Source organism: Bartonella sp. TP, from assembly GCF_030406085.1.
Taxonomy (GTDB): domain Bacteria; phylum Pseudomonadota; class Alphaproteobacteria; order Rhizobiales; family Rhizobiaceae; genus CALTWN01.
On sequence record NZ_CP129002.1, the window covers coordinates 852,943 to 876,718 of the forward strand.

25 protein-coding genes, 1 tRNA gene and 1 pseudogene are annotated in these 23,776 nt (G+C 38.5%); 6 read left to right on the forward strand and 21 right to left on the reverse strand.

Annotated elements, in window-relative coordinates; all coding sequences use genetic code 11:
• A tRNA-Ser gene (locus QVL57_RS04165) sits at positions 1-90 on the reverse strand.
• A gap of 204 nt (positions 91-294) precedes the next feature.
• On the opposite strand from QVL57_RS04165, the pseudogene rplU reads away from it, so the two are divergent.
• Together rplU and rpmA are read left to right on the forward strand one after the other, a co-directional pair.
• Positions 295-597, forward strand: a pseudogene (gene rplU / locus QVL57_RS04170) (50S ribosomal protein L21); the annotation flags it as partial.
• 37 nt (positions 598-634) lie between these two features.
• Positions 635-883: a 50S ribosomal protein L27 gene (gene rpmA, locus QVL57_RS04175; RefSeq protein ID WP_290075963.1), complete on the forward strand. Its 249-nt coding sequence runs from the start codon at positions 635-637 to the stop codon at positions 881-883.
• Positions 884-929: 46 nt separating this feature from the next.
• On the opposite strand, the gene ychF is transcribed toward rpmA, so the two are convergent.
• Entirely contained in the window at positions 930-2,033 is a 1,104-nt protein-coding gene (gene ychF, locus QVL57_RS04180) for a redox-regulated ATPase YchF (RefSeq protein WP_290075965.1), read from the reverse strand.
• Positions 2,034-2,184: 151 nt separating this feature from the next.
• Here ychF and QVL57_RS04185 point away from each other — a divergent pair, with 151 nt between their 5' ends.
• Positions 2,185-2,973, forward strand: a complete 789-nt coding sequence (locus QVL57_RS04185) for a L,D-transpeptidase (RefSeq protein WP_290075968.1) — start codon at positions 2,185-2,187, stop codon at positions 2,971-2,973.
• 50 nt (positions 2,974-3,023) lie between these two features.
• Here the strand turns inward: QVL57_RS04185 and pth are convergent, their stop codons facing one another.
• The 6 genes from pth to lgt form a co-directional block, all read right to left on the reverse strand.
• Positions 3,024-3,608: an aminoacyl-tRNA hydrolase gene (gene pth / locus QVL57_RS04190; RefSeq protein WP_290075970.1), complete on the reverse strand. Its 585-nt coding sequence runs from the start codon at positions 3,606-3,608 to the stop codon at positions 3,024-3,026.
• A 68-nt stretch (positions 3,609-3,676) separates the two neighbouring features.
• A complete protein-coding gene (locus QVL57_RS04195) occupies positions 3,677-4,279 on the reverse strand; it encodes a 50S ribosomal protein L25/general stress protein Ctc (RefSeq protein WP_290075972.1) in 603 nt (200 codons plus the stop codon).
• A 140-nt stretch (positions 4,280-4,419) separates the two neighbouring features.
• The gene (locus QVL57_RS04200; RefSeq protein WP_290075974.1) at positions 4,420-5,352 is read right to left on the reverse strand and encodes a ribose-phosphate pyrophosphokinase; all 933 of its coding nucleotides are present in this window, start codon (positions 5,350-5,352) and stop codon (positions 4,420-4,422) included.
• Positions 5,353-5,420: 68 nt separating this feature from the next.
• Complete coding sequence (pgeF, locus tag QVL57_RS04205) at positions 5,421-6,146, reverse strand: peptidoglycan editing factor PgeF (protein ID WP_290075975.1); 726 nt, start codon at positions 6,144-6,146, stop codon at positions 5,421-5,423.
• On the reverse strand, positions 6,143-7,267 hold the full coding sequence (locus tag QVL57_RS04210) for an SAM-dependent methyltransferase (RefSeq protein ID WP_290075976.1): 1,125 nt from the start codon (positions 7,265-7,267) through the stop codon (positions 6,143-6,145). Before QVL57_RS04210 ends, pgeF begins: the two co-directional genes overlap by 4 nt.
• Positions 7,268-8,113, reverse strand: coding sequence for a prolipoprotein diacylglyceryl transferase (gene lgt / locus QVL57_RS04215; protein ID WP_290075978.1), 846 nt, complete (start codon positions 8,111-8,113; stop codon positions 7,268-7,270).
• 76 nt (positions 8,114-8,189) lie between these two features.
• Here lgt and QVL57_RS04220 point away from each other — a divergent pair, with 76 nt between their 5' ends.
• A complete protein-coding gene (locus tag QVL57_RS04220; protein ID WP_290075980.1) occupies positions 8,190-8,447 on the forward strand; it encodes an accessory factor UbiK family protein in 258 nt (85 codons plus the stop codon).
• Positions 8,448-8,468: 21 nt separating this feature from the next.
• Here the strand turns inward: QVL57_RS04220 and QVL57_RS04225 are convergent, their stop codons facing one another.
• Complete coding sequence (locus QVL57_RS04225; RefSeq protein ID WP_290075981.1) at positions 8,469-9,806, reverse strand: ATP-binding protein; 1,338 nt, start codon at positions 9,804-9,806, stop codon at positions 8,469-8,471.
• Positions 9,790-10,512 (reverse strand): response regulator transcription factor, encoded by a 723-nt coding sequence (locus QVL57_RS04230; RefSeq protein WP_290075982.1) that lies wholly within the window; start codon positions 10,510-10,512, stop codon positions 9,790-9,792. Before QVL57_RS04230 ends, QVL57_RS04225 begins: the two co-directional genes overlap by 17 nt.
• Before the next feature lie 70 nt (positions 10,513-10,582).
• On the opposite strand from QVL57_RS04230, the gene QVL57_RS04235 reads away from it, so the two are divergent.
• Positions 10,583-11,260 (forward strand): MBL fold metallo-hydrolase, encoded by a 678-nt coding sequence (locus QVL57_RS04235; RefSeq protein ID WP_290075984.1) that lies wholly within the window; start codon positions 10,583-10,585, stop codon positions 11,258-11,260.
• 30 nt (positions 11,261-11,290) lie between these two features.
• Here QVL57_RS04235 and uvrB read toward each other — a convergent pair whose 3' ends face one another.
• From uvrB to trxB, 4 genes are all read right to left on the reverse strand, one after another.
• Positions 11,291-13,525, reverse strand: a complete 2,235-nt coding sequence (gene uvrB / locus QVL57_RS04240; RefSeq protein WP_354669848.1) for an excinuclease ABC subunit UvrB — start codon at positions 13,523-13,525, stop codon at positions 11,291-11,293.
• A 15-nt stretch (positions 13,526-13,540) separates the two neighbouring features.
• The gene (locus QVL57_RS04245) at positions 13,541-14,050 is read right to left on the reverse strand and encodes a hypothetical protein (RefSeq protein ID WP_290075986.1); all 510 of its coding nucleotides are present in this window, start codon (positions 14,048-14,050) and stop codon (positions 13,541-13,543) included.
• Positions 14,051-14,379: 329 nt separating this feature from the next.
• Positions 14,380-15,270 carry a LysR family transcriptional regulator gene (locus tag QVL57_RS04250; RefSeq protein ID WP_290075988.1) on the reverse strand — a complete coding sequence of 297 codons (891 nt, stop codon included), beginning with the start codon at positions 15,268-15,270 and terminating at the stop codon, positions 14,380-14,382.
• A 13-nt stretch (positions 15,271-15,283) separates the two neighbouring features.
• Positions 15,284-16,213 (reverse strand): thioredoxin-disulfide reductase, encoded by a 930-nt coding sequence (gene trxB, locus QVL57_RS04255; protein ID WP_290075989.1) that lies wholly within the window; start codon positions 16,211-16,213, stop codon positions 15,284-15,286.
• Between the two features lie 146 nt (positions 16,214-16,359).
• On the opposite strand from trxB, the gene QVL57_RS04260 reads away from it, so the two are divergent.
• A complete protein-coding gene (locus QVL57_RS04260) occupies positions 16,360-17,745 on the forward strand; it encodes a TrkH family potassium uptake protein (protein WP_290077399.1) in 1,386 nt (461 codons plus the stop codon).
• On the opposite strand, the gene QVL57_RS04265 is transcribed toward QVL57_RS04260, so the two are convergent.
• The 7 genes from QVL57_RS04265 to QVL57_RS04295 form a co-directional block, all read right to left on the reverse strand.
• Complete coding sequence (locus QVL57_RS04265) at positions 17,716-18,807, reverse strand: glycosyltransferase family 4 protein (protein ID WP_290075990.1); 1,092 nt, start codon at positions 18,805-18,807, stop codon at positions 17,716-17,718. The genes QVL57_RS04260 and QVL57_RS04265 overlap by 30 nt on opposite strands.
• Entirely contained in the window at positions 18,800-19,273 is a 474-nt protein-coding gene (gene greA / locus QVL57_RS04270) for a transcription elongation factor GreA (protein WP_290075991.1), read from the reverse strand. Before greA ends, QVL57_RS04265 begins: the two co-directional genes overlap by 8 nt.
• A 29-nt stretch (positions 19,274-19,302) precedes the next feature.
• Positions 19,303-20,505 (reverse strand): pyridoxal phosphate-dependent aminotransferase, encoded by a 1,203-nt coding sequence (locus QVL57_RS04275; RefSeq protein ID WP_290075992.1) that lies wholly within the window; start codon positions 20,503-20,505, stop codon positions 19,303-19,305.
• 83 nt (positions 20,506-20,588) lie between these two features.
• On the reverse strand, positions 20,589-21,965 hold the full coding sequence (locus QVL57_RS04280; RefSeq protein WP_290075994.1) for a 4Fe-4S binding protein: 1,377 nt from the start codon (positions 21,963-21,965) through the stop codon (positions 20,589-20,591).
• 19 nt (positions 21,966-21,984) lie between these two features.
• A complete protein-coding gene (locus QVL57_RS04285) occupies positions 21,985-22,818 on the reverse strand; it encodes an FTR1 family protein (RefSeq protein WP_290075995.1) in 834 nt (277 codons plus the stop codon).
• A 17-nt stretch (positions 22,819-22,835) separates the two neighbouring features.
• Entirely contained in the window at positions 22,836-23,177 is a 342-nt protein-coding gene (locus QVL57_RS04290; RefSeq protein ID WP_290075997.1) for a cupredoxin domain-containing protein, read from the reverse strand.
• 24 nt (positions 23,178-23,201) lie between these two features.
• Positions 23,202-23,753 carry an iron transporter gene (locus QVL57_RS04295; RefSeq protein WP_290075998.1) on the reverse strand — a complete coding sequence of 184 codons (552 nt, stop codon included), beginning with the start codon at positions 23,751-23,753 and terminating at the stop codon, positions 23,202-23,204.
• Positions 23,754-23,776 lie beyond the last annotated feature (23 nt).

Consider the following 23,776-nt stretch of genomic DNA (forward strand, 5'->3'; position numbering starts at 1 on the left):
TGGCGGAGAGAGAGGGATTTGAACCCCCGATAGAGTTGCCCCTATGCCGCATTTCGAGTGCGGTGCTTTCAACCACTCAGCCATCTCTCCGTAACCAACGCTACTAACTAAATATTATATGCTTAAAAAGTCAAGTGTTTTATAAAAAATGCTTGACTTTTACCTATGATAGGCTTTATAAATCTAAGAATTAAGTGGCGAGGCCTATGAGCTTTGCTTAATTATTGAGGCTGATAAAAAGTCAGGCGTTCCAGCATTTTTGTTGGAGGTGGACCTGAAGGAACGGTGGAGAAGATGTTCGCAGTCATTAAAACAGGCGGTAAGCAATATAAAGTTGCTGCAAATGATTTAATAAAAGTTGAAAAATTAGATGGCCAACTAGATGATGTAATAGAGTTTTCTGAGGTGTTATTGGTATCATCTGATGGGAATGTTACTTTTGGCGCTCCTTTTGTTAAGGGTGCCTCGGTTAAAGCTAAGATCGTCGAGCAAGCAAGGGCTCGTAAGGTTATTGCTTTTAAAAAGCGCCGTCGTCAAAATTCTAAAAGAACTCGCGGACATCGCCAATCGCTTACATTTGTTCGTATTGCAGATATTACTTTACCTAAAGCATAATTTAGAAGGAAATTAAGATATGGCAACGAAAAAAGCTGGTGGTTCGTCACGTAACGGGCGCGATTCCGAGTCGAAGCGACTTGGGGTAAAGAAATTTGGTGGTGAAAAGGTAATTCCAGGCAATATAATTATACGGCAACGGGGTACTAAATGGCACGCGGGCCAAAATGTAGGTATGGGGAAAGATCATACATTATTTGCTTTAAAAGAGGGTGCCGTGCTATTTACAGTAAAAGCCAATAAACGGGCTTTTGTTTCGGTATTATAGCTATTCTACTTTAGCTGCATGCAGCTGGAGAGCGCGATGTTAAGGTTTAGGTATTATGTTTAAAGTGCAATATGTCGCCGTCTTGCACTACATATTCTTTTCCTTCATCGCGCGCTTTGCCTGCTTCTTTTGCGGCTTGCTCGCCGCCCAAAGTTAAAAAATCTTCCAAATGTATAGTATTTGCTCTTATGAATCCCCGTTCGAAGTCGGAGTGAATTACGGCCGCAGCCTGTGGTGCCTTTGTGCCTCTTTTAATGGTCCAGGCTCTAGTTTCCTTTGGCCCACAAGTAAAATAGGTAATTAGATCTAGTAACTCGTAGCCATTTCTAATCAATTTGTCTAGGCCTGGTTCTTGTAATCCGATACTATTCAGGTATTCATTTGCCTCTTCTTCGCTAAGCTGGGCCAATTCCGCTTCAATAGCGGCAGAGATTATTACTGATTTTGTCTTTTGTTCTTTAGCAAAAACTTCAACAGCTTTAGTATATTCATTGCCCACAGAGGCATCTATCTCATTTGTATTGCATACATATAAAATAGGCTTAGTTGTTAGCAGATTCAGTTGTTGCAAATTATCTTTTTGCTCTTGATCGAGCGTAGCATTTAACATGCGGGTGGGGTGGCCGTCTTGTAATATTTTTAAGGCTTTTTCCATTATATTTAGCACGGCAACTAAAGCTGGATCTTTTACGTTAGCCTTTTTTTTTGCATTGTTTAACCGGCGCTCCAAGCTTTCCATATCGGAAAGCATAAGTTCAGTTTCAACTATTTCTGCATCACGCACTGGGTCAATGCGCTCTTCTACATGTGTGATATCTTTGTCTTCGAAACAGCGCAGTACATGGATAATCGCGTCCATTTCTCGGATATTCGCCAAAAATTGGTTGCCTAACCCTTCACCCTTTGAGGCACCGCGTACCAACCCTGCTATATCTACAAAATCTATGCATGTCGGGATAATTTCTTTTGAACCAGCTAAAGTAGCAATTTTTTGCAAACGCACATCATTCACCGCTACCTTGCCGATATTCGGTTCTATGGTACAAAAGGGATAATTGGCTGCTTGTGCTGCTGCTGTTTTGGTTAAGGCGTTAAACAGTGTTGATTTGCCAACATTAGGGAGCCCTACGATGCCACATTTAAAGCCCATGATTATTTTTTCCTTAATTAAAATATGTAATGTAAGATAATAGGTTTTTTTTGTAATTGCAAATCTATTTGCTAAATTCGTATAGCGTCATATATATAATCTATACTTAATTAATTTAAAAAGTTTATTATATTTGTTTGTTGGAGAGAGTATGTTGAGGAAAATGAAATTGTTAAAGTTTATAAGTAACTTGCTTGTGTTAGGCGCAGCCATTATTTTATCTGGTTGTGTTAGTGCTAATACGGTTACCTTAGATGATGATGGTATGCCAGTAAAAAAACAGTTCAGAGTTTTTGTACCGGATGACGTAAGGGCTATGTATGGACCTATTGTGGAGGGGCCATACACGTTGCCAGCTATAAATATAGCGGCGATAAATAAAAAATATTGGCGTCAAATTGTAGATTATCCTACAAATTATCAGCCTGGTACCATTATAATTGACACTCAAAAGCGTTTTTTATATTTAGTGCAGTCAGGTGGCAAAGCTTTGCGTTATGGTGTTGGTGTAGGAAAGGCTGGTCTGGCCTTTACTGGCGCGGCTATAATTGGGGTTAAGAAAACTTGGCCACATTGGACCCCAACAAGAGAAATGATGCAGCGAAATCCAGATCGCTATGGCAATATGGAAAAAGGACTGGCCCCTGGTGTGGATAATCCACTCGGAGCACGGGCCCTATATTTGTTTAAAAATGGTTCTGATACGCATTTTCGTATCCATGGTTCTCACGAAGCTTGGTCGATAGGCCAGGCTATGTCTAGCGGGTGTATAAGAATGTTGAATCAGGATGTGATTGATTTATATAGCCGAGTAAATGTTGGTACTAAAGTGGTTGTGATTTCGCATAGTGATAGCGGTTTTGTTGGCCATCAAGAAAATACTTCAATAATGGATGCGCCAATTTTGATGGATGCCCAACCAACATTGATAGGAAAATAATTTACCTATTTTGGTTAAGATTCTGCCGCGGTTTTTTGCTGCGGCAGAATCTATAGTTTATCGCTTAAATTTAGTTTATTTAAAATTTCGTTAGGCGCGTCAGAAGTTAATAATTCTGGCATAATCTGCACCAGCTTTGGCAAAAAATCAGATAGGTAATTTTGCTCTGTTTTTGAGAAATTACTTAAAACATAGTTAGCGACTTCTTCCTTATGCTCTGGCCGCCCGATGCCGATTTTTAGCCTTTTATAATTTTGTCCAAAATGGCTGTCTATGGATTTTAATCCATTATGCCCCCCATTCCCTCCGCCTTTTTTGTAACGCAGCTGAAATGGCATGAGGTCAAGATCGTCATGGATAACTAGCAAAGAATCTAATGAAAGCTTATAAAATCTAATAATTTCAGCTATAGCTATGCCAGAAAGATTCATATAAGTAGCTGGTTTTACCAAAATAGCTTTTGTAGAATTTATATTGACTTCACTAATATAAGAATTAAATTTTTTACTAAAGCCTATAGCATTGTGCAAGCTGGCTAATGTTTCAATAGTCAAAAAGCCGATATTATGTCGTGTATAGCGATATCTATCACCAGGATTTCCTAGACCTACAATTATTATAGGTTGTTTCGCCATAACCTGATTCTTTGCTATGATAAAATTAGGACAGTTTCAATTGAGCTGCCCTAATTTATTAGTATTGATTATACGTTGCTTTCTGCTTCGCCTTCACTAGTTGTGCCTGACGGTGCAGAAATTGTTGCTACGGTCAAATCTTCTTCTTGTGATAGTACTTCTACGCCATCTGGTAGCTTAATTTGGGATAGGTGAATAGAGCTACCTATTTCATAGCCACTTAAATCTACAGTTATAGCCTCTGGTATAGCTTTTGCCAATACTGAGCATTCTATTTCGTGATGTACAATATTTAATACTCCACCGCGTTTAATACCCGGGCAATTATCTTCATTAATAAAATGCACTGGTAGGTTTATATTGACCATAGAATTAGCGCTGATCCGTAAAAAATCGACATGAACAGGAAAATCGCGCACAGGGTCAAGTTGATATGCTTTTGGCAAAACTTGAATTTCTTTACCGTCTAAGCTAATATTAGCTATAGTGGTCAAGAACCCACCCGCATGTATTTTGTAAAATATTTCTTTATAAGATATGGCAATGGCTAAAGGTTCTTCTTTATTTCCATATATTACAGCTGGTATTTGTTTGTTTTTGCGTAGCGCACGAGAGGACCCCTTACCAACTCTATTGCGCAATGCTGCTGTAAGTGTATAACTCTTACCCATGTAAAATCCTTTCAAGATTGTGAAGAGGAAGCAATAATCATTATATTTCCGCGGTGCCTCCAAGGGTGTCCACGCGGAACACCCAATATAAAGCAATCTATAATTTTATGCAAGGTGAAACTTTTATCTTTATGTGTGAGCTAACCAAAAAGCGAAGATACAGAGCGTTCGGTTGCTGTTCGCGCTATTGCTTCACCTAGGAGATCTGCTATGGAAATAACGCGAATATTTTTTGCAGCTTTTGTCGCTTCGGTTGCCATTATAGAATCCGTAATAACTAGCTCTCGTAATTTTGAATTGCTTATGCGTTCTACTGCGTTACCAGAAAGAACTCCGTGTGTTATATAGGCGGTAACACTATTGGCGCCTATATCTAGTAGAGCCTCAGCAGCATTGCATAAAGTTCCGCCTGAGTCCACTATATCGTCTAATAATATGCAATCTTTGCCTTTTACATCTCCGATAATATTCATAACCTCTGAATCCCCAGGGCGCTCACGTCGCTTATCAACAATTGCTAATAAGCAATTAAGTCGTTTAGCTAGCGAGCGGGCACGCACCACACCTCCGACGTCTGGGGAGACTACTAATAAATTATTCAAAGGATAATTATTTTTTATATCTTGTACGATATTGGGTATAGCAAATAAATTATCTGTTGGTATATCAAAAAAGCCTTGAATTTGTCCTGCATGTAGATCAACTGTTAACACGCGATGAGCTCCGGATTGTGTAATTAAATTAGCTACTAATTTAGCAGAAATTGGTGTGCGAGCAGCTGGCTTTCGGTCTTGCCTGGCATAGCCAAAATACGGTATAACCGCCGTGATGCGCCGTGCTGAAGAGCGGCGAAAAGCATCTATCATAATCAATAATTCCATAATATGATCATTAGTAGGAAAAGAGGTGGATTGTAGAATAAAGATATCTGCGCCGCGTACACTCTCTTGTATTTCTACAAATATTTCCTGATCGCCAAATCTTTTAACACTTGCTTTTCCTATGGGAATATCTAAATATTTCGCTACTTGTTCTGCCAATGTATGATTAGAATTGCCGCAGAATAATTTCATTTTTTGCCTCTTAATAACAGATAGTATGCTAAAAGCTATTGTTAAGCATTTTGTAGAAATATTGCAAGCTATTTTAAGCTTATAACTGACAATTGCCTGCCCGTATTTTCTGTACCTAAATGTGTTGCCCTGCGATAAGAAGAAAAATGCTCTGCATTTTCGTAAGTGCAGAGCTGTAAACTAAATGCTTTTATTTGTGCATGTTTTAAGCAATCTAAATTATAGCGCTCTAAGTCAAATAAATATTTATTGCTTTTGGGAATAAAATATTTGGTGTTATTTTCGTTTTGGGCTAAGAAATTTTGTTTGAATTCAGCGTCTACTTCATAATTTTTTTGTGAAATAGTTGGGCCGATTATTGCGGTTATATTTTCTTTTTTTGCGCCTAATAGCAGCATTTGCTCTATAGTAGTTTCTATTATACCAGCGATGGCGCCCCGCCAACCTGCATGAATAGCTCCTATGACATTTTTGTGGCTATCTGCTAGCAAAATAGGGGTGCAGTCAGCTGTTATAATAGCTAGGCCAAAGCCACTATTATTACTGACCATAGCGTCGGCTTGAATTTTGTTTTTGTAATTGCTTTCATTTATCACCGCAACTTTAGCTGAATGTATTTGTTGTGCAAAAATCAATCTTTCGAATTTTAAATTGATTTGTTGAGCGATAGCTAAGCGCGTTTCGCTCATACTATTATTTGGTTGGTATGTAAAAAAATAATGTTCTATTTTTGCGGTAGCTTCGGCAAAGTCAGATGATATATAATAAGGATGGCTTGCGGCTATATAACTCATAATTTTTGCTCCTGCGTAAAAATTGGTGGTAAGTGAAGCCTAGGGGACAATGCGAGTACTTTAAATAGCTTACCCATGTATTTAGGGCTGATAAGTCTGTCTATAGCATTTGTAATTTCTAAGACCTTGGCGTCTGATTGTTGCTGAGTTAATTTAACAGCTCTTTGTGTAGCCCCTAGGGCATTTAGTAGCTTTCCTTGACTAGTGCCATAGCTATTGCATCCATGCAAATTTGCAGTTTTGGCCAAGCTATAAAAATCTACGTGCGAGGTTAAATCGGCTTCTCCTGGTGCTTGAAATAAGTTGACATATTGGTGCTTTTGCATAGCTTGCAAAGTATCCCCGTGAGCTGGGATAATTTCGCCATAATCTATAAATAAGGCTACGCCTCCGTAGGCTGTTATATGTTGTGCTATGGTTTTTATAAAGTTTTCGCGTGAAGGAGAGAGCTCTATGACGCTGCCATAGGGCAAATTATAATGGTAATTTTTTAGATTTTTGTCTATATGGTTTAGTATGATATGGGATTTATCATTGATGAAGATAAAATTGTTATTTTTATTTATGGTGATCTTTCGTTCATAAAATTTAGCTGAGCTATAGATATATTGTTGAATTGGTAGCGCATCTAAAAATTCATTTGCAATAAAAAATAGTGGCTCGGCGTTTAAGTTGTTTATATTTGTTTGCCAATGGATATTAATTCCTACATTTAAAAATTCAAATAATTTTGCTTTTTGCTGTTGAATTAGTTGTGGACTGTTTTCTATTAATATGATTGTAGCGCAATCTAGCATTTGCGGGTTGAGTTTTGTTATAGTTCGTAATAAATCATACATTAATGTGCCGCGCCCTGGGCCAGCTTCGCATAAAATAAACTTTTTTGGGCTATTTTGTTGCTGCCATGCTGTTAACAACCATATAGCTAGTAATTCACCAAAGACTTGGCTTATTTCTGGAGCTGTAGTGAAATCGCCAGTTTGGCCAAAGATTTTTTGAGTTTTATAATAACCATATTTTTCATGGCTAAGACAGATATTCATATATTCAGCTACAGTTAACGGGCCGGTTTGATGAATTATTTCTTGAATAATTTTTTTTAAGGCTGTAGCTGTATTCATTTATTTGGGCGAAAGACTTATTAAGATTATACCTATGATTACCATAGGTATTGATAGAAACATTCCATAGGAAAATATATCATTTGCTAAATAAGTGTTAAACCAGACTGGTGCTGTATCTGGCTCTCTAAATATTTCCGCAAAAATGCGTGCTAATCCGTAGCCAGCCGTGAATATGCCGACTGTTTTACCAGGTTTTTTTAGGCTGAAAAAGCAAAAAATATTGACTGCTAATATGGTAAATAATATTGGGCCTTCTAACGCGGCTTCATATAACTGGCTCGGATGGCGTGGCATAGGCCCAGCAGATGGAAAGATTATTCCCCAGGGGGCATTAGTTACTTTGCCCCATAATTCACCATTTATGAAATTGCATATACGTACCAGCCCTAAGCCCAATGGTGTTCCTGCTGAAATAAGGTCAAATAATGCTAAATAATTTATTTTGTTGCGATAAGCAAATATTGCGCCGCTTATTAACACGCCCAATAAGCCACCATGAAAGGCCATGCCGCCGCGCCATATGGCGATAATTTCAGATGGATGCTGCCAATAATAATGAGGGTTCCATAATAAAACTTCACCAAGTCTTCCGCCTATTATTATCCCAAGCGTAGCCCATATGATAAAGTCGCTTAATTGAGCACTGGTTATAGCTGGCGTGTTTTGTGCCCATAAATTACAACGCTTAATAAGGCTATTGCAATAGAAAAAGGCCAGGATAATACCAAACAGATAGCCCAGTCCATACCAATGTACATGTAGGGGGCCGATAGAAAAGGCTATAGGGTTGATATTCGGAAAATTCCACGTAAATGTTTTTTTTATAGGTAAAAAATCAAACATCTAAAGTGCTTTCTATATACAGCGTAGTTATATAAATATATTATAGGGTAAAATTATAAAGGAATAGTGAAGTAAAATGAACACAAATCGTATATTAGATAATTTGTCATCCTTAATTACAGATGCTGCTAGCACAGCTAAAGGTCTAGGAAAAGAAGCACAGACGGTTTTTTCTACGCAAATTGAAAAGGCCGTTTCTAAGTTAGATTTAGTTAAAGCCGATGAGTTTGAAATCTTGAGAACCATGGTAACAAATTTAGCTCTTGAAAATACAGCAATAAAAAAACGTTTGGCTGAGCTTGAAGATTTGTGTGAAAAACTTGGTAGTAAATAAAATAAGCTTTGACTTCCATTGCTAACAAGGTAAATGTATTGTTGCACGTAATCCACCTAGCGGGCTTTGTGCAAGAATAAGGTTGCCTCCGTGGCTTCTAGCAATGTCTAAAGCTATGGATAGGCCAAGGCCTGTACCGCTAGTATTTTGATTCCTAGCTTCGTCAACTCTAAAAAATGGTTTAAATACTTGTATGCGTAGATGGCTTGGTATGCCGGGCCCATTGTCATCTATATGTATAAGTAGTTTTTTGCCGGATGGCTTGGCTGAAAATTTTATTGAGGTGGCATATTTAAAGGCGTTTGACATTAAATTATTAATTAATCTTGTAAAGCTTCGTGGGCGTACAAGTATCATATCAGGGCAATTTATCGTCGCTTGAAATTTGCAGCCATGTAGCAAAGCTTCCTTATTTAATTTTTCTATTAAATTTTTTAAGCTAAACGGCGATAATTCCTCTTTACCTTCTCCTTTGCTAAAAGCTAGATACCCATCTATCATTTTGGTCATATCTATAACATCTTGCTCTAGGGCTTGGGTATTTACGGTAGGTGACAGTAGCGCTAACTCTAACTTAAACCGAGTTAGTATGGTACGTAGATCATGACTTACACCAGAAAGCATCATGGTTTTTTGGTCAATTTGTCTTTCTATGCGTTGGCGCATACGTAAGAAAGCCAATCCAGCCCTGCGCACCTCGCTAGCTCCTTTTGGATAATAACCGCTTAGATGTTGACCGCGACCAAATTTTTCTGCGACAATAGCCAATTGTTGAATAGGCTTTATTTGTAAGCGTAAAAAATAAATGGCTATAATTATTAATACTAAAGCCGTTCCAATCATCCAGCTTAAAAATATAATTGTGTTGGATGCATATGTCTGAGATCGAGTAGCGAATACTCGCAAAATATTATGCTTCAGCTTTATGCGTATCTCTATTAGATTAGAATCGCCTATTGTATCTAGCCAGAAGGGTTTTTTTATCTTTTCGGTGATTTGTTTGCTTAAAAAATAATCTAAAATAGCAAAAAATGGTTTCGGACCTGCTGGAGGTAGCGGTGCTGGTGGCAGTAACGCAATATTTAACTCTAATCGCTGCGAAGCTATGCGTATAATGTCTTGATAATTATTACGCTGTGGGTAGGTCTCTATGCTATCTATTATAGAAGCAATATCGTTAACCACAGCTGTAGATAAGCGTTCGGTTACCATTTGCCAATGCCGTTCCATAAAAACATAGGATATTACCGATTGTAGCAGTACCATAGGAGCTATAATCAATATTACGGTACGTATATATAAGCTCTGCGGCATATATTTGAAAAAAAATCTTTTAATTTTTTTAATTAGCATAGACATCTAATAATAATTTATAGCCAAGGCCACGTATAGTTTGTATCCAAATAGGGTTTTTATGATCTAATTCTATCTTCTTACGTAAGCGCGTAACTTGTACATCGATAGTTCTTTCATTTATAGAGCTATTTTGCTCAATTAGCTGTTGGCGCGAAACTATATGGCTATGATTCTTTGCTAGAGAATATAAAATATGTTGCTCTGTTAAAGTAAGTCGTACTAATTGGCCATTTTTGTAGAGCTGCTTTTTATTGAGAAAAAAAGTAAATGGGCCAAAAACTATTTGTTCTATGACTTCCTGCTGTGTGTTTATCAGTTGTTTACTGCGTTTTAATATGGCTTGTATGCGCAAAACTAATTCTTGTGGTTCAAATGGTTTAGCTAAATAATCATCTGCTCCAGCTTGCAGGCCCAGTATTCTTTCTTTTGTAGTGCTCAAAGCTGTTAGCATTAAAACTGGCATATCATACTGCTCGCGTAAAGTTTGGGTAAATTCTATGCCAGTTTGGCCAGGCATCATTATGTCTACAATAAGTAGATCAAAAATTATGCGCTTAAGTTTATGTGTTGCCTCCACAGCGTCGCAAGCTTCGCTTACTAAAAAATTATTTTGCCGTAAATATTGACCTAAAAGTTGTCGAATGCGTGTATCGTCATCTATAACCAAAATATGGCTCAAGTTATGTACTGGTACGCTATACATATTCATGCCTCTTGCTTTTTGCCCTATGTTTAATATAACATGAAATTGTTGTTATTTATAAGTCCGGGGTAAAAATATGTCGCATTATGTAATAGAATTATCACCTGGTTTGATTTGTGAGACCATAATAATCACGCCATTTGAGCAAAATTGTCGTATATTATGGGATAAAGTTACAAGAAAAGCTGTTTTAATTGATCCTGGTGCAGAGTTAGACCGCATATTTTCCATTATAGATCTGCGTCGTATAGAAGTAGAACAGATATGGATTACTCATGGGCATATAGACCATGCTGGTCAAGCTACCGAAGCTGCAGAGAGGCTTGATGTAAAGATTATCGGGCCCCATATAGCTGATAAGGCGTTGCTTAGTGGTTTAGCGGAATATGCTAAAAAATATGCTTTTTTTGTTGATGTACGGGACTGTTTTCCTGATGTTTGGTTAAAGGCAGGTGATGAGGTGTCGGTAGGTAAAGTAGCTTTTACCGTTATGCATTTGCCTGGCCACTCACCGGGGCATGTGGCTTTTTATAGTGCTGAGCATAATCTCTTAATAAGCGGCGATGTTTTGTTCCAAAATTCGGTTGGTAGAACAGATTTGCCTTTTTCGAATCAGACTGAGCTTAAGCATTCTATCCAAACGCAAATTTTACCATTGCATGATGATGTTTTGGTATTAAGTGGCCATGGTCCAGATTTTTCTCTAGCAGAGGTGCGGCATAGTAACCCATTTTTATTGCGCTGGGCTAAGTAAGTAATAGTTTATGTAGTATTACAATAAGCGTTAGGCTTTTGGACGCCCAGTTTTTTTATTTTTTCGTAAGCGTATAGTACTTGTTGGGCTGTTATTTATTATCTTATTAGTGGTTTCTGTAAATATTCCTAGCTCTGCTTCTTTTAAGTTTTTAATTTCATCTCTAATTTTTGCAGCTTCTTCAAAGTTCAGTGAAGCGGCAGCTTGGTCCATGGCTTTTTGTAGATTGTTGAGATGTTTTGCTAAAGCCGGGCCCTGTAGAATATTTGTACTGGCTATTTTGTCATTTGTAGTTTGTGTTGAGTCGACGCCAAAATTTTCTGTGAGATTATTTTGTACCGTCTGGGGTATTATGTTGTGGTCCTTATTATAGGCTATTTGTTTTGCTCTGCGGCGTTCTGTTTCTTCTATCGCTCTTTGCATGGAGCCAGTTATTTGATCTGCATAAAATATTACATGCCCATCGATATTTCTGGCAGCACGTCCTATTGTTTGAATTAGCGAGGTTTCAGATCGTAAAAACCCTTCTTTATCAGCGTCTAGCACCGCTACTAACCCGCATTCGGGTATATCTAACCCTTCTCTTAAAAGGTTTATACCGATTAACACATCAAAAACCCCGCGGCGTAAATCTCTGATTATTTCGATCCGCTCTAGTGTATCTATGTCTGAATGCAAATACCTTACCTTAATAGATTTCTCGTAAAGATATTCTGTTAAATCTTCGGCCATTCTTTTTGTAAGTACAGTTATTAGGCTACGGTAATTTTTCTTATTGGTTTGCAGGATCTCGTCTATTACGTCGTCCACTTGTGTTTTCGCTGGCCGTATTTCTATAATAGGATCTACTAAACCTGTGGGACGTATAACTTGTTCTGCTATTATACCCTCTGCTTGGTTTAGCTCCCATTCTTTCGGTGTAGCTGAGACAGCAATTGTCTGTGGACGCATCGCATTCCATTCTTCAAACCGCAAAGGTCTATTATCTATGCAAGAAGGCAGACGAAAACCGAATTCGGCCAATGTAGTTTTGCGGCGAAAATCTCCCTTATACATAGCACCAATTTGCGGTATGCTAACGTGGCTTTCATCTATAAATAAAATAGCAGTTTCAGGGACATATTCGAATAGCGTTGGCGGCGGTTCTCCAGGTGCGCGTCCTGTTAGATATCTTGAATAATTTTCGATACCAGGGCAAGAACCTGTTGCTACCAGCATTTCCAGATCAAAATTTGTGCGTTGCTGCAGCCTTTGCGCCTCTACCAGTCTATTCGCAGCAGTTAATTCTGTTAATCTAAGCTGTAATTCTTGCTTTATGCCTTTTATCGCTTGCGTAAGCGTTGGGCGTGGCGTAACATAATGAGAATTTGCATATATTTTAACGCTTCTTAATGTTTGCGTATTTTTACCTGTTAGTGGGTCAAACTCATTGATGCTTTCTATTTCGTCGCCAAACATAGAAAATCGCCAAGCTCTGTCTTCTAGATGTGCTGGGAATAGCTCTATACTATCGCCCCTTACTCTAAAGCTTCCGCGTATAAAATTTAAATCTTGTCTTTTATATTGTTGTGCTACCAGATTTTTTATAAAATCAGCTTGATCTAAGATATCGCCTACTTCTACGCTAAAGCTCATAGAGCTATAGGTTTCAACAGATCCAATGCCGTATATACAAGAGACAGAGGAAACTATTATTACATCATCACGCTCTAGAATCGCTCGCGTGGCTGAGTGGCGCATGCGGTCTATTTCTTCATTAACCGAAGATTCTTTTTCAATATAGGTATCTGATCGTGGTACATAAGCTTCGGGTTGGTAATAATCATAATAGGATACAAAATACTCTACAGCGTTATTAGGAAAAAAGCTTTTGAATTCGGCATAGAGCTGGGCGGCCAAAATTTTGTTTGGCGCTAAAATTAGAGCTGGGCGTTGAGTTTGGCTAATTATATTCGCCATAGTAAATGTTTTGCCAGAGCCAGTAACTCCTAGCAGAACTTGCGTCGCTTCTCCGTCTTGCAAGCCAGTTACTAATTGTTTTATTGCCGTAGGTTGATCGCCCGCCGGTTTATAATTGCTTATTAATTCTAACTTAATACCACTTTGGGATTTTTCAGGCCGGACTGGCCTATGCGGTATCCATATTTTACCATTTTTATATAATGGGCTATCCTCAACTATTAGTTGTTCTAACGCCGCTACCGAAGGGGTAAGCGGCGTTTTATCTGCAGCCTTTTTGCGAGTTTGTGAGGCTATCGGTTGCATATATTACTCAAGCTGCTATTTATTTTGTTCTTCAAAATGTGGTCCTTCAGGGCCGCTTGGTTCTGGCGGGCCGTTAGAGTCCGACGGATCTGGGTTAGGTGCAGGTGGCGGGGCTGGGGGTAAGGCTCTAATTCCGCCTTCCCAAAAATGGTCTCGCTGATAATGGTGATGGTGCCTATAATGTGGCCACACTGGTATGTCGTCATCTATATCGGGGTCGCCAAACTCAAAATAAATATGTGTGTTTGAAGGTTCTGCTGTGTCTGGATATTCCAAATAATAAGCGCTCATCCAACCTTGCCAACGCCGGTATTCTACGTTGCACCAGCTATGGCGGCAATAATTTACCCATAATTTTGCGTCGTCTGGTATAACATCTATAACGCGATAATAGGCCCCTGGGCCTGCACGTAAATTGACATCTCGTGTGGCGTATGCTACATGGCCTGCAGCGAAGGCCGGTGCGGTTAGCAAGGGCAAAGCTAATCCGCTTAGGCCCAAAACAATTCCTTTGATTTTTTTCATCTTAAATCCTCGTCTTTTTCTAGCTTGGCGCTAGTAAAGATTCATTATTTACTAACATAACTTAAATCTCTAGGTCTGCCAAGCGGGTTTGTTGATGCTAGAGGAATCAATGATAGTTAGCCGCTTTAGGTTCCAACGTTTAGCTTAGCGCAAAAAAAAACCGCACTAAATAAATTAAGTGCGGTAAAAAAGGAGATATACCTTAAGAGGGGAACACTCAAGAACATGTAAGAAAAACATAATCACTTAAGTAACTGTTATAATACACTAATATTTAATTTTTACCACTTCTTATTTGTTAAAGCAGCTATGCAAAAATGCATAGACTATTAGGGCCAATTTTTGGTGTTAGCAAATAGAAATTCGCTAAAAGCATGCAATCTTGCGGAGTTTTTTAAAGCTTTATGATAACAAAAATAGGTGGGCAAAGGAGGTATATTAGAGGTATCAGGAAAAATCATGATAAGTTCATCATTATCATTTATCATATAATCTGGTAAAACGGCCAATCCTAGGTCATTTTTTACGGCCGTTTTGATAGCTAAAAGATTGTTGACTTGTAATCTTGGTTTTTGCGTCGCGGTAACCCGCTCAAGCCAATTTAGTCCTTGTAAATAGGGGGGGGCGCCTTCACCATAAGTAACTATCTGATGCTTTCCGATATCGCTTAGATTTTGTGGTATGCCGTTTTGTTTTATATAACCAACGGAGGCATAGACATGTAAGCGGACGGTAAAAAGGTGGCGTTGTATCAAATCGGCTTGTAAGGGTTGATATAGGCGTATGGCACAATCGGCTTGGCGTCGAGTTAGGTCCAATTCCGCATCATCTAATTTTATTTCAACCTGTATGTCTTGATACAATTTTTGAAATTCTGGTATTTTATTTATTAGCCAGTTTGCGCCTAGACCAAAAGGGGTAGTAACGCGCAAAAGCCCTTTTGGTTTACCTTTTATGTCTAATAATATACTTTGTACATCTTCTAGTTGATTGATTACATTTTTAGTCATTTTATACAGCACTTCGCCTTGCTCTGTTAGAATCAGGCCACGTGCGTGGCGAGCGAAGAGTTGGATATTGATGTCTTGTTCTAATGTGCTAATTTGTCTGGAGATTGCAGATTGTGTTATATTTAAAATTTTAGCGGCATTAGTAAATGAGCCAGCAGCGGCACAAGCATGAAAGACTCTTAATTTGTCCCAGTCTAATGGATAAGCCATGGCGGTTCCTGTATTATTTAACCGAAAGAAATTTGTCAGCCTCTATAGCAGCCATGCAACCGCTACCCGCAGCTGTAATAGCCTGACGAAATTTAACGTCAGCTACATCTCCTGCCGCAAATACGCCAGGAATGTTGGTTTGGGTAGAGCCAGGTTCTGTTTTTATATAGCTGTCTTCATATAAATTTAATTGGTTTTTGAATAAACTGCTTTGTGGCTCGTGACCTATAGCTATAAATACTGCGTCTGTAGAAATTATTTGTGTTTCTGCTAGCTTTATATTATATAAGCGAACGGCATTTACTAAGGAATTTTGGCCCAGGATTTCTTCTACTCGGTGTTGCCATAATATTGTTATATTTGATGTGGCAAACACGCGTTCTTGCAGTAAGCGCTCTGCAGTAAAATACTCTCTTCTATGTATTATAACAACCTTTGAGGCTATTTTTGCTAAATATAAGGCTTCTTCTAATGCGCTATTCCCCCCTCCTATCACAACTACTTGTTTGTTTTTGTAAAAAGAACCATCGCATATAGCGCAGCTAGATACTCCTCCAGCGCGATACTTTTCTTCACTCTCAAGGCCTAACCACTTTGCTTTGGAGCCTGTAGCTATTATTAAAGCATCGCAACTATATTGTTTTTGAGAATCGGATATTAATTTAAAAGGCCTGTGTAATAAATCTACTTCTATTATTTGGTCGTTAATAATTTGAGCTCCTGCTTTTATGGCTTGCTCAAGCATGACCTGTACTAAACTATAGCCATCCATAGGCGGTATAACCCCTGGATAATTTTCTATGTCTGATGTTAAGGTTAACTGTCCGCCTGGCTGTGGACCAGAAAATAATAACGTTTTATGCATTGCACGCCCGCAATATATAGCTGCGCTAGTTCCAGCAGGGCCAGAGCCTAAAATAATAATGTTCGTATGGGTTATCATATGTTAGTTCTTTTGTTATTTTTTTATATTCAACTATATTAATATATAGTATATTAAATCGCTAAATAATATAGGTAAGGAGAGCGCAAATTTCTCGTTTGGTTGTAAATATATGCGCAAAATATGCGGCTGTTATGGGGTTGGCTATGCTTTTGCCAGCTTTATGTGATTTATATGTAGGGAATAGTGACTGGATAATTTTTTCGCGCTCTTGTGCTATTACCCTTATGGTGTCTACCTTAGCCTTATTTGCTAGCCGCGGCGTTAAGTGGAACTTTTCAACGCAATTTGGTTTTTCCTTAGTTATTTATTTATGGTTTTTGGCAGTTTTTTTAGGCGCCTTACCTTTATATTTTTCGCATTTAAAAATAACATTTGCCGCAGCTATATTTGAGTCTGCTTCAGCTATTACTACAACAGGTGGTACCGTTTTACAGGGCTTAGATCATATGCCGCCTGGGGTTTTGTTATGGCGCTCTTTGCTTTGTTGGGTTGGGGGGCTGGGCTGTATCGCCCTTGCTCTTTTGCTCTTGCCTAATTTGCGCGTAGATGGCGTTAAGTTTTTTAATATGGAAGCTGCTTACAAGGCAGAAAAAGTATTGCCTCGGGTTAGGCAAATTATACAAGCCATAGTATTCGTTTATTTGGGGCTAACCATGTTATGTATAATTTCATATTATATGGCGGGTATGAGTTTGTTTGATGCTATCAATAATTCTATGACCACTATAGCTACAGCTGGCCTTTCAACTCATGATGCTTCCTTCGGTTATTATCAAAAAAAGAGTATTTTGATAGTTTCTTGTGTGTTCATGTTACTCTCTGCCATGCCGTTTTTGCTGTATGTAAAAATATTAATGCTGGGCTTTAGAAAAAACATAAGAGATTTGCAGGCTATACTTTTTTTAATCATAATAGCCATTGCTAGTTTAGTGCTGGCCTATTATTTATCGCATAAATTTCATATGTCTGCTGGCGATGCTTTATTAAACTCTGCTTTCCATGTGATTTCAACCATAAGTTCTACTGGTTATGCCAGCCAAAATTATGGAAATTGGGGCAATTTTGCTTTGGCTATTTCTTGTTTTCTTAGCTTATTAGGTGGTTGCTCTGGTTCTACAGCTGGCGGGATAAAGATAAATCGGTTAATAGTTTTTTGGCGCATTACCCGGTTACATATTTTGCGTTTGGTATCGCCTCATATAGTACGAAAAGAGCGCTATAATGGCTCGATAATTTCTGAAGAGATGTCAGAGTCAGTGCTTTTATTTTTGTGTTTGTATATGTTTTCTTTGTTTTTTGGTAGCGTTGCATTAATGCTGGATGGTCTAGATTTATTAAGTTCGTTTACTGGTGCCCTCAGCTCGTTGTCTAATATAGGCCTAGCCTGGGGGGATAAAATAGGACCTTTGGGTACTTATTCTCAATTGAGCGATACGGCGCTTTGGATATTAAGCTTTTTGATGCTGGCTGGCCGTGTTGAGATTATAGCGTTATTTATATTATTTTCGCCAGATTTTTGGCGCAGATGAAAATAACTCTTCATAAAGTTGATTAATGGCGGTGGCTTCGTTTTTTAAAGCAAAATTTTCTCTGACAAAAGCTGCCGCTCTTTTTCCCATTTTTATTGTTAGGTCTGGCTCTTCAAAAAATATTCTTAATGCCTTACTCATTGATGTGGCATTTATATCGCTGATTACTATGCCGCAGTCCGGTGGTATAATTTCTGGATAGGCTCCAGCGTCGCTAGCTATTGTTGCAACCCCAGAAGACATAGCCTCTAGAGCTGTTAGGCCAAAACCTTCATCGCGTGAAGGAGTAGCGTATAGGTCTAGTTCGTTATATAAGAGGCTAATATCATGTTGGCCCCCGCCGTTATTCGGTACTTCGCCTAGGAAAATTATACGATTTTCTAGATTCGCTGCCTTGATTTTTTGTTTAAGCTTACTAGCAAAATTTATATGCTCTACTTTAATACGCCCGGCTATAATAGCTGTCCAGTCTGGATAATTTGGTAGTAACTCTATAAGACTATCGACAAGTATGTCGGTACCTTTTGAAAAGCGTATGCGACCAAAACAGCCTAGCTTATATTTTGTCATATTTTGCAGTATTTTTTGAGAGGTAGAAAGATTTCGAGGCAGAAATCTTTCTGTATCTATACCATGATATATAATACGACTTTCCCTGTTTAATTTACTAGCAACTTTTTCGTTAACGGCTATAACTCGATCCATTTTATGTATTAGCCAATGGGTAAAGGCTTTTCGGTCTCGTTGCGTGGCAGACGTAAAGATTAATTTTATAGGAGCTCTTAATATATCTCGTAGAATTATACCTATTATCATTTCTATGTGCCGCCGGGCATGCCAAATATAAAAAGGACGGTTTTCTGGCTTATGCCATAAGCCTATTAATTGGATAATTGACACATGGGGTAAATTTTTTGGCAGGCCAAAGCCAATTGCTGCTATTTTAGCTCCTAAGCTTTTTTGCAAGGGGACTAGTTGAATTATTGTAGAGCTGACCCCAGATAATCTTTGCTTAAAATTAGTCGCAAAAATTTCTGTCTTGCGCAAAGGCGATTTAGGCATATTTTATTTTGACTATTTCGTAAAATTTAGCTCCAGAAGGCGCTTTTACTTCGATAGAATCACCAACTTGTTTGCCTATCATAGCCCTAGCGATAGGAGAAGAGATAGAAATTTTTCCAGATTTTACATCTGCCTCATGTGCGCCAACAATTTGATATATTTTAACTTCTTCTGTCTCTTCATCTACTAGATCGATAGTTGCTCCAAATTTTATTTGATTGCCAGATAATTTGCTTATGTCAATAACTTCTGCTCGTACTATGTAATCCTCTAGTTCATTTATGCGTCCTTCATTTAGGCTTTGTGCTTCTTTTGCAGCGTGATACTCAGCATTTTCAGAAAGATCGCCGTGCGCCCTAGCTTCAGCTATAGCTTCGATAATACGCGGTCGCTCAGTTTGTTGGCGCCAAGCTAGCTCCTCTCTTAATGTGTCAAATCCGTTTTTGGTCATAGGTACCGTTTCCATAAAAAATCCTTTCTAACTTGTGCCGTTAATTATGTTAAGCTAGCACAAAATGTTTGTATACGCGCGCAGGCTTTTTCTAGGGTCTCTGTGGATGCAGCATATGACACTCTGAAAGCCGGGCCAAGGCCAAAGGCTGTTCCGGGCACTACCGCCACAGCTTGATCGTTCAGCAATTGCTCTGCGAAATCTTGGTCGTTATTTATTACAGCTCCACTAGGGGTTTTTTTGCCTATTAGGCCTTTACAATGTGGATAGACATAAAAAGCTCCTTGGGGGGTGGGGCAATTAAGTCCTTTGATTTGCGTTAGCATAGAAACTACCAAATCGCGGCGTTTTTTAAAAATACCGCGACTTTTTTCTATAAAGGATTGGTCGCCATTCAAAGCTTCAATAGCAGCATATTGTGAAATCGAACAGGTGCCCGAGGTTTGTTGCCCCTGTATAATATTCATAGCCTTTATTAATTCCTGTGGGCCACCAGCATAACCTATGCGCCACCCGGTCATAGAATAGGCTTTTGAAACACCATTCATAGTTAATATACGGTCATATAATTTTGGCTCTACTTGTGCTAAGGTGAAAAACTCAAAATTATCATAAATAAGATGTTCATACATATCATCGCAAAGAATATGTAGGTGTGGGTACTTTAATAAGAGATTTGTTAAGTTTTTTAGTTCATTATAGCTATAGGCAACCCCGGTTGGGTTAGATGGTGTATTAAAAATGAACCATTTTGTCTTATTATTAATTAAACTTTCTAAAGCGTTTAAATCGATTTTATAGTTATTTTCAGCCTTTGTGTGTAAAAACACTGAAACTCCGCCATTTAAGCCTACCATTTCTGGGTAACTAACCCAATAGGGGGTCGGTATTATTACTTCGTCTCCATCATTTAATGTGGCCATAAGCGCATTAAATAATATTTGTTTGCCACCCGTTCCTACAATAATTTGCTCTGGCGTGTAATTTAGGCTATTTTCTCTTTCGAATTTTTTTGCAATAGCTTGGCGTAGTTCTAGCACGCCAGCTATTGGTGTATATTTAGTTTTGCCAGCTTGTATAGCTTTTATCGCGGCAAGCTTTATATTATCCGGCGTGTCAAAATCTGGTTCACCAGTGCCTAAGCCGATAACGTCTACCCCAGCTTGTTGTAGCTCTCTAGCTTTTTGCGCAACGGCGATCGTAGCAGAAGGTTTAATGGATGCAAGTTTTTCAGCTATAAACGCCATGTTTTATTCCCGTATATGTAGCTTATCATTTCAAGTGTACCCCAATAAGTTTACTAAATTTTTAGAAAAGTTCAAGGGAATATTTACCAAATCCAAAACATATAGCCCCATATTGCTATTATAGCGGTCGGGGCTGGTAGGAATGCTATCAGGCATTTGGTTAAGATAAATGTTGATAATTTATAGCGCTGTAAGATTTGTATAGCTAAATATATGCTCCATAGCCCACATAAGGCCAATATTATCGAACGTAAAAAATTAACGCAAGGGAGAGCTATGCCAGAAAAATTCAATAAATTTATGCTAGTGCTGCTTAATCCTAGGAAAAGTCCGGCAAAAGCTAACGGTAGCAGCGCCATAGAAAAATGATCTATTAATATTTTTTTCTTAGCTGTATAATAAACAAGTCGCAGTATAAGGTTTAAGAAGCCACCCAGAATTATGCAATATATAAGTATATAGCTGATGATACAAAACCCGTCTAACCATGTAAATTTATCCCCAAGGCTGGGATAATTTGTTAACGCCCACCAGGGCGCATTGGCATTTAAAGGCCATAAAATATTGTGGTTTATAAGCCATTCGGCTAAAGCTTGTTTATAAGGTATGAAATGAGGATTTTTTGTCCAGGTAAAAGCGCCTATGGCTAAAGCAATCATACCGTAGGTAAGCAAGATACGATCCCAGCTGGTAGTTTTTAGTGCGCCTAAGCTAACTATTTCTTCATTTACCGATCTGGATGTTAAATTTACACTGTTGCGAAAGCCATCGCAGCGACCACACATATGGCAAGCAGAAACGCCTTGAAGTTGATGTATATTTATCATGGGAGCACAGCGAAAATTTGCTGTGTGAGTGTCTGTATAATTAGCCCATTTTTCTATGTCTGTTTTAAAGCTGATGGGGGCTAAACGTGATAATAAATTAAATACACCATTTACTGGGCACAGGTAGCGGCACCAAACTCTAGTGCCTCTTTGTCCATAATAAATGCCTATGATTATAGCAGCCAACGTAGATCCGCCTAAGATCAATAAAGCTGGTTTTGCATAATCATAAACGCTTATTAATTGCCCATATATAGTAGTTAGTGCAAAAGCCAAAAATGGCCAACCTTTCCATTTTATCCATCTTGGTATTGTATGGCCGCGGCTTAATTTTTCGCTAGCAATTTCTGATAAAGCGCCTTCGGGACAGAAAATCCCACACCAAAAGCGGCCGAGGACCAACATAGATAAAATAACCCCGGGCCACCATAAACCCCAAAAAATAAATTTGGCAAAAATAGCAAGATTATTAAAAATATTAGCGCTATATGGAGGCAAATCCATGCAGCTAGGCACAATAAGTAATATAAAATAGGCTATTATTATAACCCATTGCAGCCATCTGATAAAGCGCTGATGCTTTTGCAAAAAGGCACCAAACCGATTCAGTAAGGTGCTCTTAAGTGTTAACATAAGAATTAACTATAGTCCTTTACGTTTTCCTATTGCTATAACTGCAGAAAAGGATAGCGCTTACCCAAAAGAGTACTAGGGCAGAGATCTGCATTAATGAAGGCGAGGCATGATATCCGGTAAGGCCAGTTAAGGTACTGTTGTCTTGTAATATCTGAGAACTGTTCCATATGGGATTGGCCATAAAGTTGTAAAACCAATCCGGAATATTATAGTCAGCTAATTGCCCGGAAGCTTTATCGAAGGCACTAACAAATAACCCGCCACCTATTAGCAGCAGTGCAATTTCACTTATAAGAAAGAAATATCGCCATGAAATAGCATTGGCAAATTTCTGCAATAACCAAAAGGATAATAAGGCTAAGCACAAGCCAATAATAGCTCCTAATATGAAATACGCCAAGCTGCCGCCAACTTGTTGAGCGCCAATACCGGACAAGAATACTACTGTTTCACTGCCTTCTCTAGCAACGGCGAGAGTTGTGATCAGCATCAGTCCCCAGCCTTGTGATTTTGCTAAGCTTTTTTGAGCTTGCTCTTCTAAGCGGCTTTTCATATGTTTACCATTTCTATGCATCCATACTACCATTTGTAAAATTAGTAGAGCAGCAACAGCCATCATTATAGTAAACATCCATTCTCCGCCAGCGCCGCCATACCAATTACTGGCCAGCCAAAATATACCAGCTAAAATTGCAGCTATTAATAACCCAAGGCCTGTGCCATACCATAAACGGTTAGTATAATGGGTTAGGTTTTCTTTTCGTAACCAATTATATAATATAGCGATAACCAATAGAGCTTCGACACTTTCGCGCCAAACGATAAATAATGGAGCTTCCATAATTTGCATGATATTAAGCCTGTATTTTATTTTGCATTAATTTTAAAACCATTCATATTACTATGAAATTCGTCGATAAATTTATAGGTTCCTGGGCGCAACGGCGGTATGATAGCGAAGGATTGAACCCCAGAACCTAAAGTTTTTTCTACAATTAGCGATAAATTTTCAAATTCTGCTGGCGAGGTTCCAGTGTTTTTTATAATAATCTTAATACGTTGGTGAGCTGGAACAGAGATAAAGGGAGGTGTAAAAACACCATCCTTTATCTCTAAATTATAAACAGCTGGCTTGTTGGCCATAGCATAATTTGGCGCAAGCAGATATAAGCTAGTTGTTAATAAAATATATATCCACTTGTTTGCCATTTTATTATACTCAAACTTTGCTTATTAATATCCACCTTTTTTACCAGTGCCAGCGTAAACGAAATCATAATGCGTTACGCATTTATTAAAAAATGGCGCCACACCTGTTTCTTTATCGATATGACGACCAAATTCACCTTTGTGATCTGGAGGTAAAATAGTAAGGGTTAAGTGATATTTGCCGGGTCCCATTAACTTAATATTGTCCCCATAATGTGGGCCATCATTAGCAACCATAGCCATTAGCGGGCCTTTTTTAGCTTCGGCAAGTCCATCCTTTTTCAATTCATAATCTATGCCTAAATATGGAATCCACCATCCTTCTGGAAAGCCATTTTTATTGTGCTCAACAGCATGTATGTCAGCTTCTAGATGTACATCAGATTTTTCTACTGGCGTCATCATGCCTTTAGGCATCATTTCTATAGGTTGCAGATAAACAGCACCGATTTCCATTCCACCGCACATTTGGGGCTTGCCGATGGGCGTTTCACCAGCATTTGCTCCATAGGGCAAGCAAATAAAACTTGCTAGGCTTATACTTGCATAAAGTACTAAATTGTGTTTTTTTAACATTAATAACTCCTTATAAATATTTA

Excerpts from the sequence above, each read along its gene's own strand:
- QVL57_RS04245 (WP_290075986.1), bottom strand. The coding sequence starts at position 14,050 with ATGAAAAAAATCAAAGGAATTGTTTTGGGCCTAAGCGGATTAGCTTTG.
- QVL57_RS04260 (WP_290077399.1), top strand. The coding sequence starts at position 16,360 with ATGCTTTTGCCAGCTTTATGTGATTTATATGTAGGGAATAGTGACTGG.
- lgt (WP_290075978.1), bottom strand. The coding sequence starts at position 8,113 with ATGTTTGATTTTTTACCTATAAAAAAAACATTTACGTGGAATTTTCCG.
- QVL57_RS04250 (WP_290075988.1), bottom strand. The coding sequence starts at position 15,270 with ATGGCTTATCCATTAGACTGGGACAAATTAAGAGTCTTTCATGCTTGT.
- uvrB (WP_354669848.1), bottom strand. The coding sequence starts at position 13,525 with ATGCAACCGATAGCCTCACAAACTCGCAAAAAGGCTGCAGATAAAACG.
- trxB (WP_290075989.1), bottom strand. The coding sequence starts at position 16,213 with ATGATAACCCATACGAACATTATTATTTTAGGCTCTGGCCCTGCTGGA.
- QVL57_RS04280 (WP_290075994.1), bottom strand. The coding sequence starts at position 21,965 with ATGTTAACACTTAAGAGCACCTTACTGAATCGGTTTGGTGCCTTTTTG.
- QVL57_RS04220 (WP_290075980.1), top strand. The coding sequence starts at position 8,190 with ATGAACACAAATCGTATATTAGATAATTTGTCATCCTTAATTACAGAT.
- pgeF (WP_290075975.1), bottom strand. The coding sequence starts at position 6,146 with ATGAGTTATATAGCCGCAAGCCATCCTTATTATATATCATCTGACTTT.
- QVL57_RS04285 (WP_290075995.1), bottom strand. The coding sequence starts at position 22,818 with ATGCAAATTATGGAAGCTCCATTATTTATCGTTTGGCGCGAAAGTGTC.
- QVL57_RS04230 (WP_290075982.1), bottom strand. The coding sequence starts at position 10,512 with ATGAATATGTATAGCGTACCAGTACATAACTTGAGCCATATTTTGGTT.
- QVL57_RS04275 (WP_290075992.1), bottom strand. The coding sequence starts at position 20,505 with ATGGCGTTTATAGCTGAAAAACTTGCATCCATTAAACCTTCTGCTACG.
- QVL57_RS04235 (WP_290075984.1), top strand. The coding sequence starts at position 10,583 with ATGTCGCATTATGTAATAGAATTATCACCTGGTTTGATTTGTGAGACC.
- QVL57_RS04200 (WP_290075974.1), bottom strand. The coding sequence starts at position 5,352 with ATGAAATTATTCTGCGGCAATTCTAATCATACATTGGCAGAACAAGTA.
- QVL57_RS04290 (WP_290075997.1), bottom strand. The coding sequence starts at position 23,177 with ATGGCAAACAAGTGGATATATATTTTATTAACAACTAGCTTATATCTG.
- QVL57_RS04295 (WP_290075998.1), bottom strand. The coding sequence starts at position 23,753 with ATGTTAAAAAAACACAATTTAGTACTTTATGCAAGTATAAGCCTAGCA.
- rpmA (WP_290075963.1), top strand. The coding sequence starts at position 635 with ATGGCAACGAAAAAAGCTGGTGGTTCGTCACGTAACGGGCGCGATTCC.
- greA (WP_290075991.1), bottom strand. The coding sequence starts at position 19,273 with ATGGAAACGGTACCTATGACCAAAAACGGATTTGACACATTAAGAGAG.
- QVL57_RS04185 (WP_290075968.1), top strand. The coding sequence starts at position 2,185 with ATGTTGAGGAAAATGAAATTGTTAAAGTTTATAAGTAACTTGCTTGTG.
- QVL57_RS04225 (WP_290075981.1), bottom strand. The coding sequence starts at position 9,806 with ATGTCTATGCTAATTAAAAAAATTAAAAGATTTTTTTTCAAATATATG.
- QVL57_RS04210 (WP_290075976.1), bottom strand. The coding sequence starts at position 7,267 with ATGAATACAGCTACAGCCTTAAAAAAAATTATTCAAGAAATAATTCAT.
- ychF (WP_290075965.1), bottom strand. The coding sequence starts at position 2,033 with ATGGGCTTTAAATGTGGCATCGTAGGGCTCCCTAATGTTGGCAAATCA.
- QVL57_RS04265 (WP_290075990.1), bottom strand. The coding sequence starts at position 18,807 with ATGCCTAAATCGCCTTTGCGCAAGACAGAAATTTTTGCGACTAATTTT.
- QVL57_RS04195 (WP_290075972.1), bottom strand. The coding sequence starts at position 4,279 with ATGGGTAAGAGTTATACACTTACAGCAGCATTGCGCAATAGAGTTGGT.
- pth (WP_290075970.1), bottom strand. The coding sequence starts at position 3,608 with ATGGCGAAACAACCTATAATAATTGTAGGTCTAGGAAATCCTGGTGAT.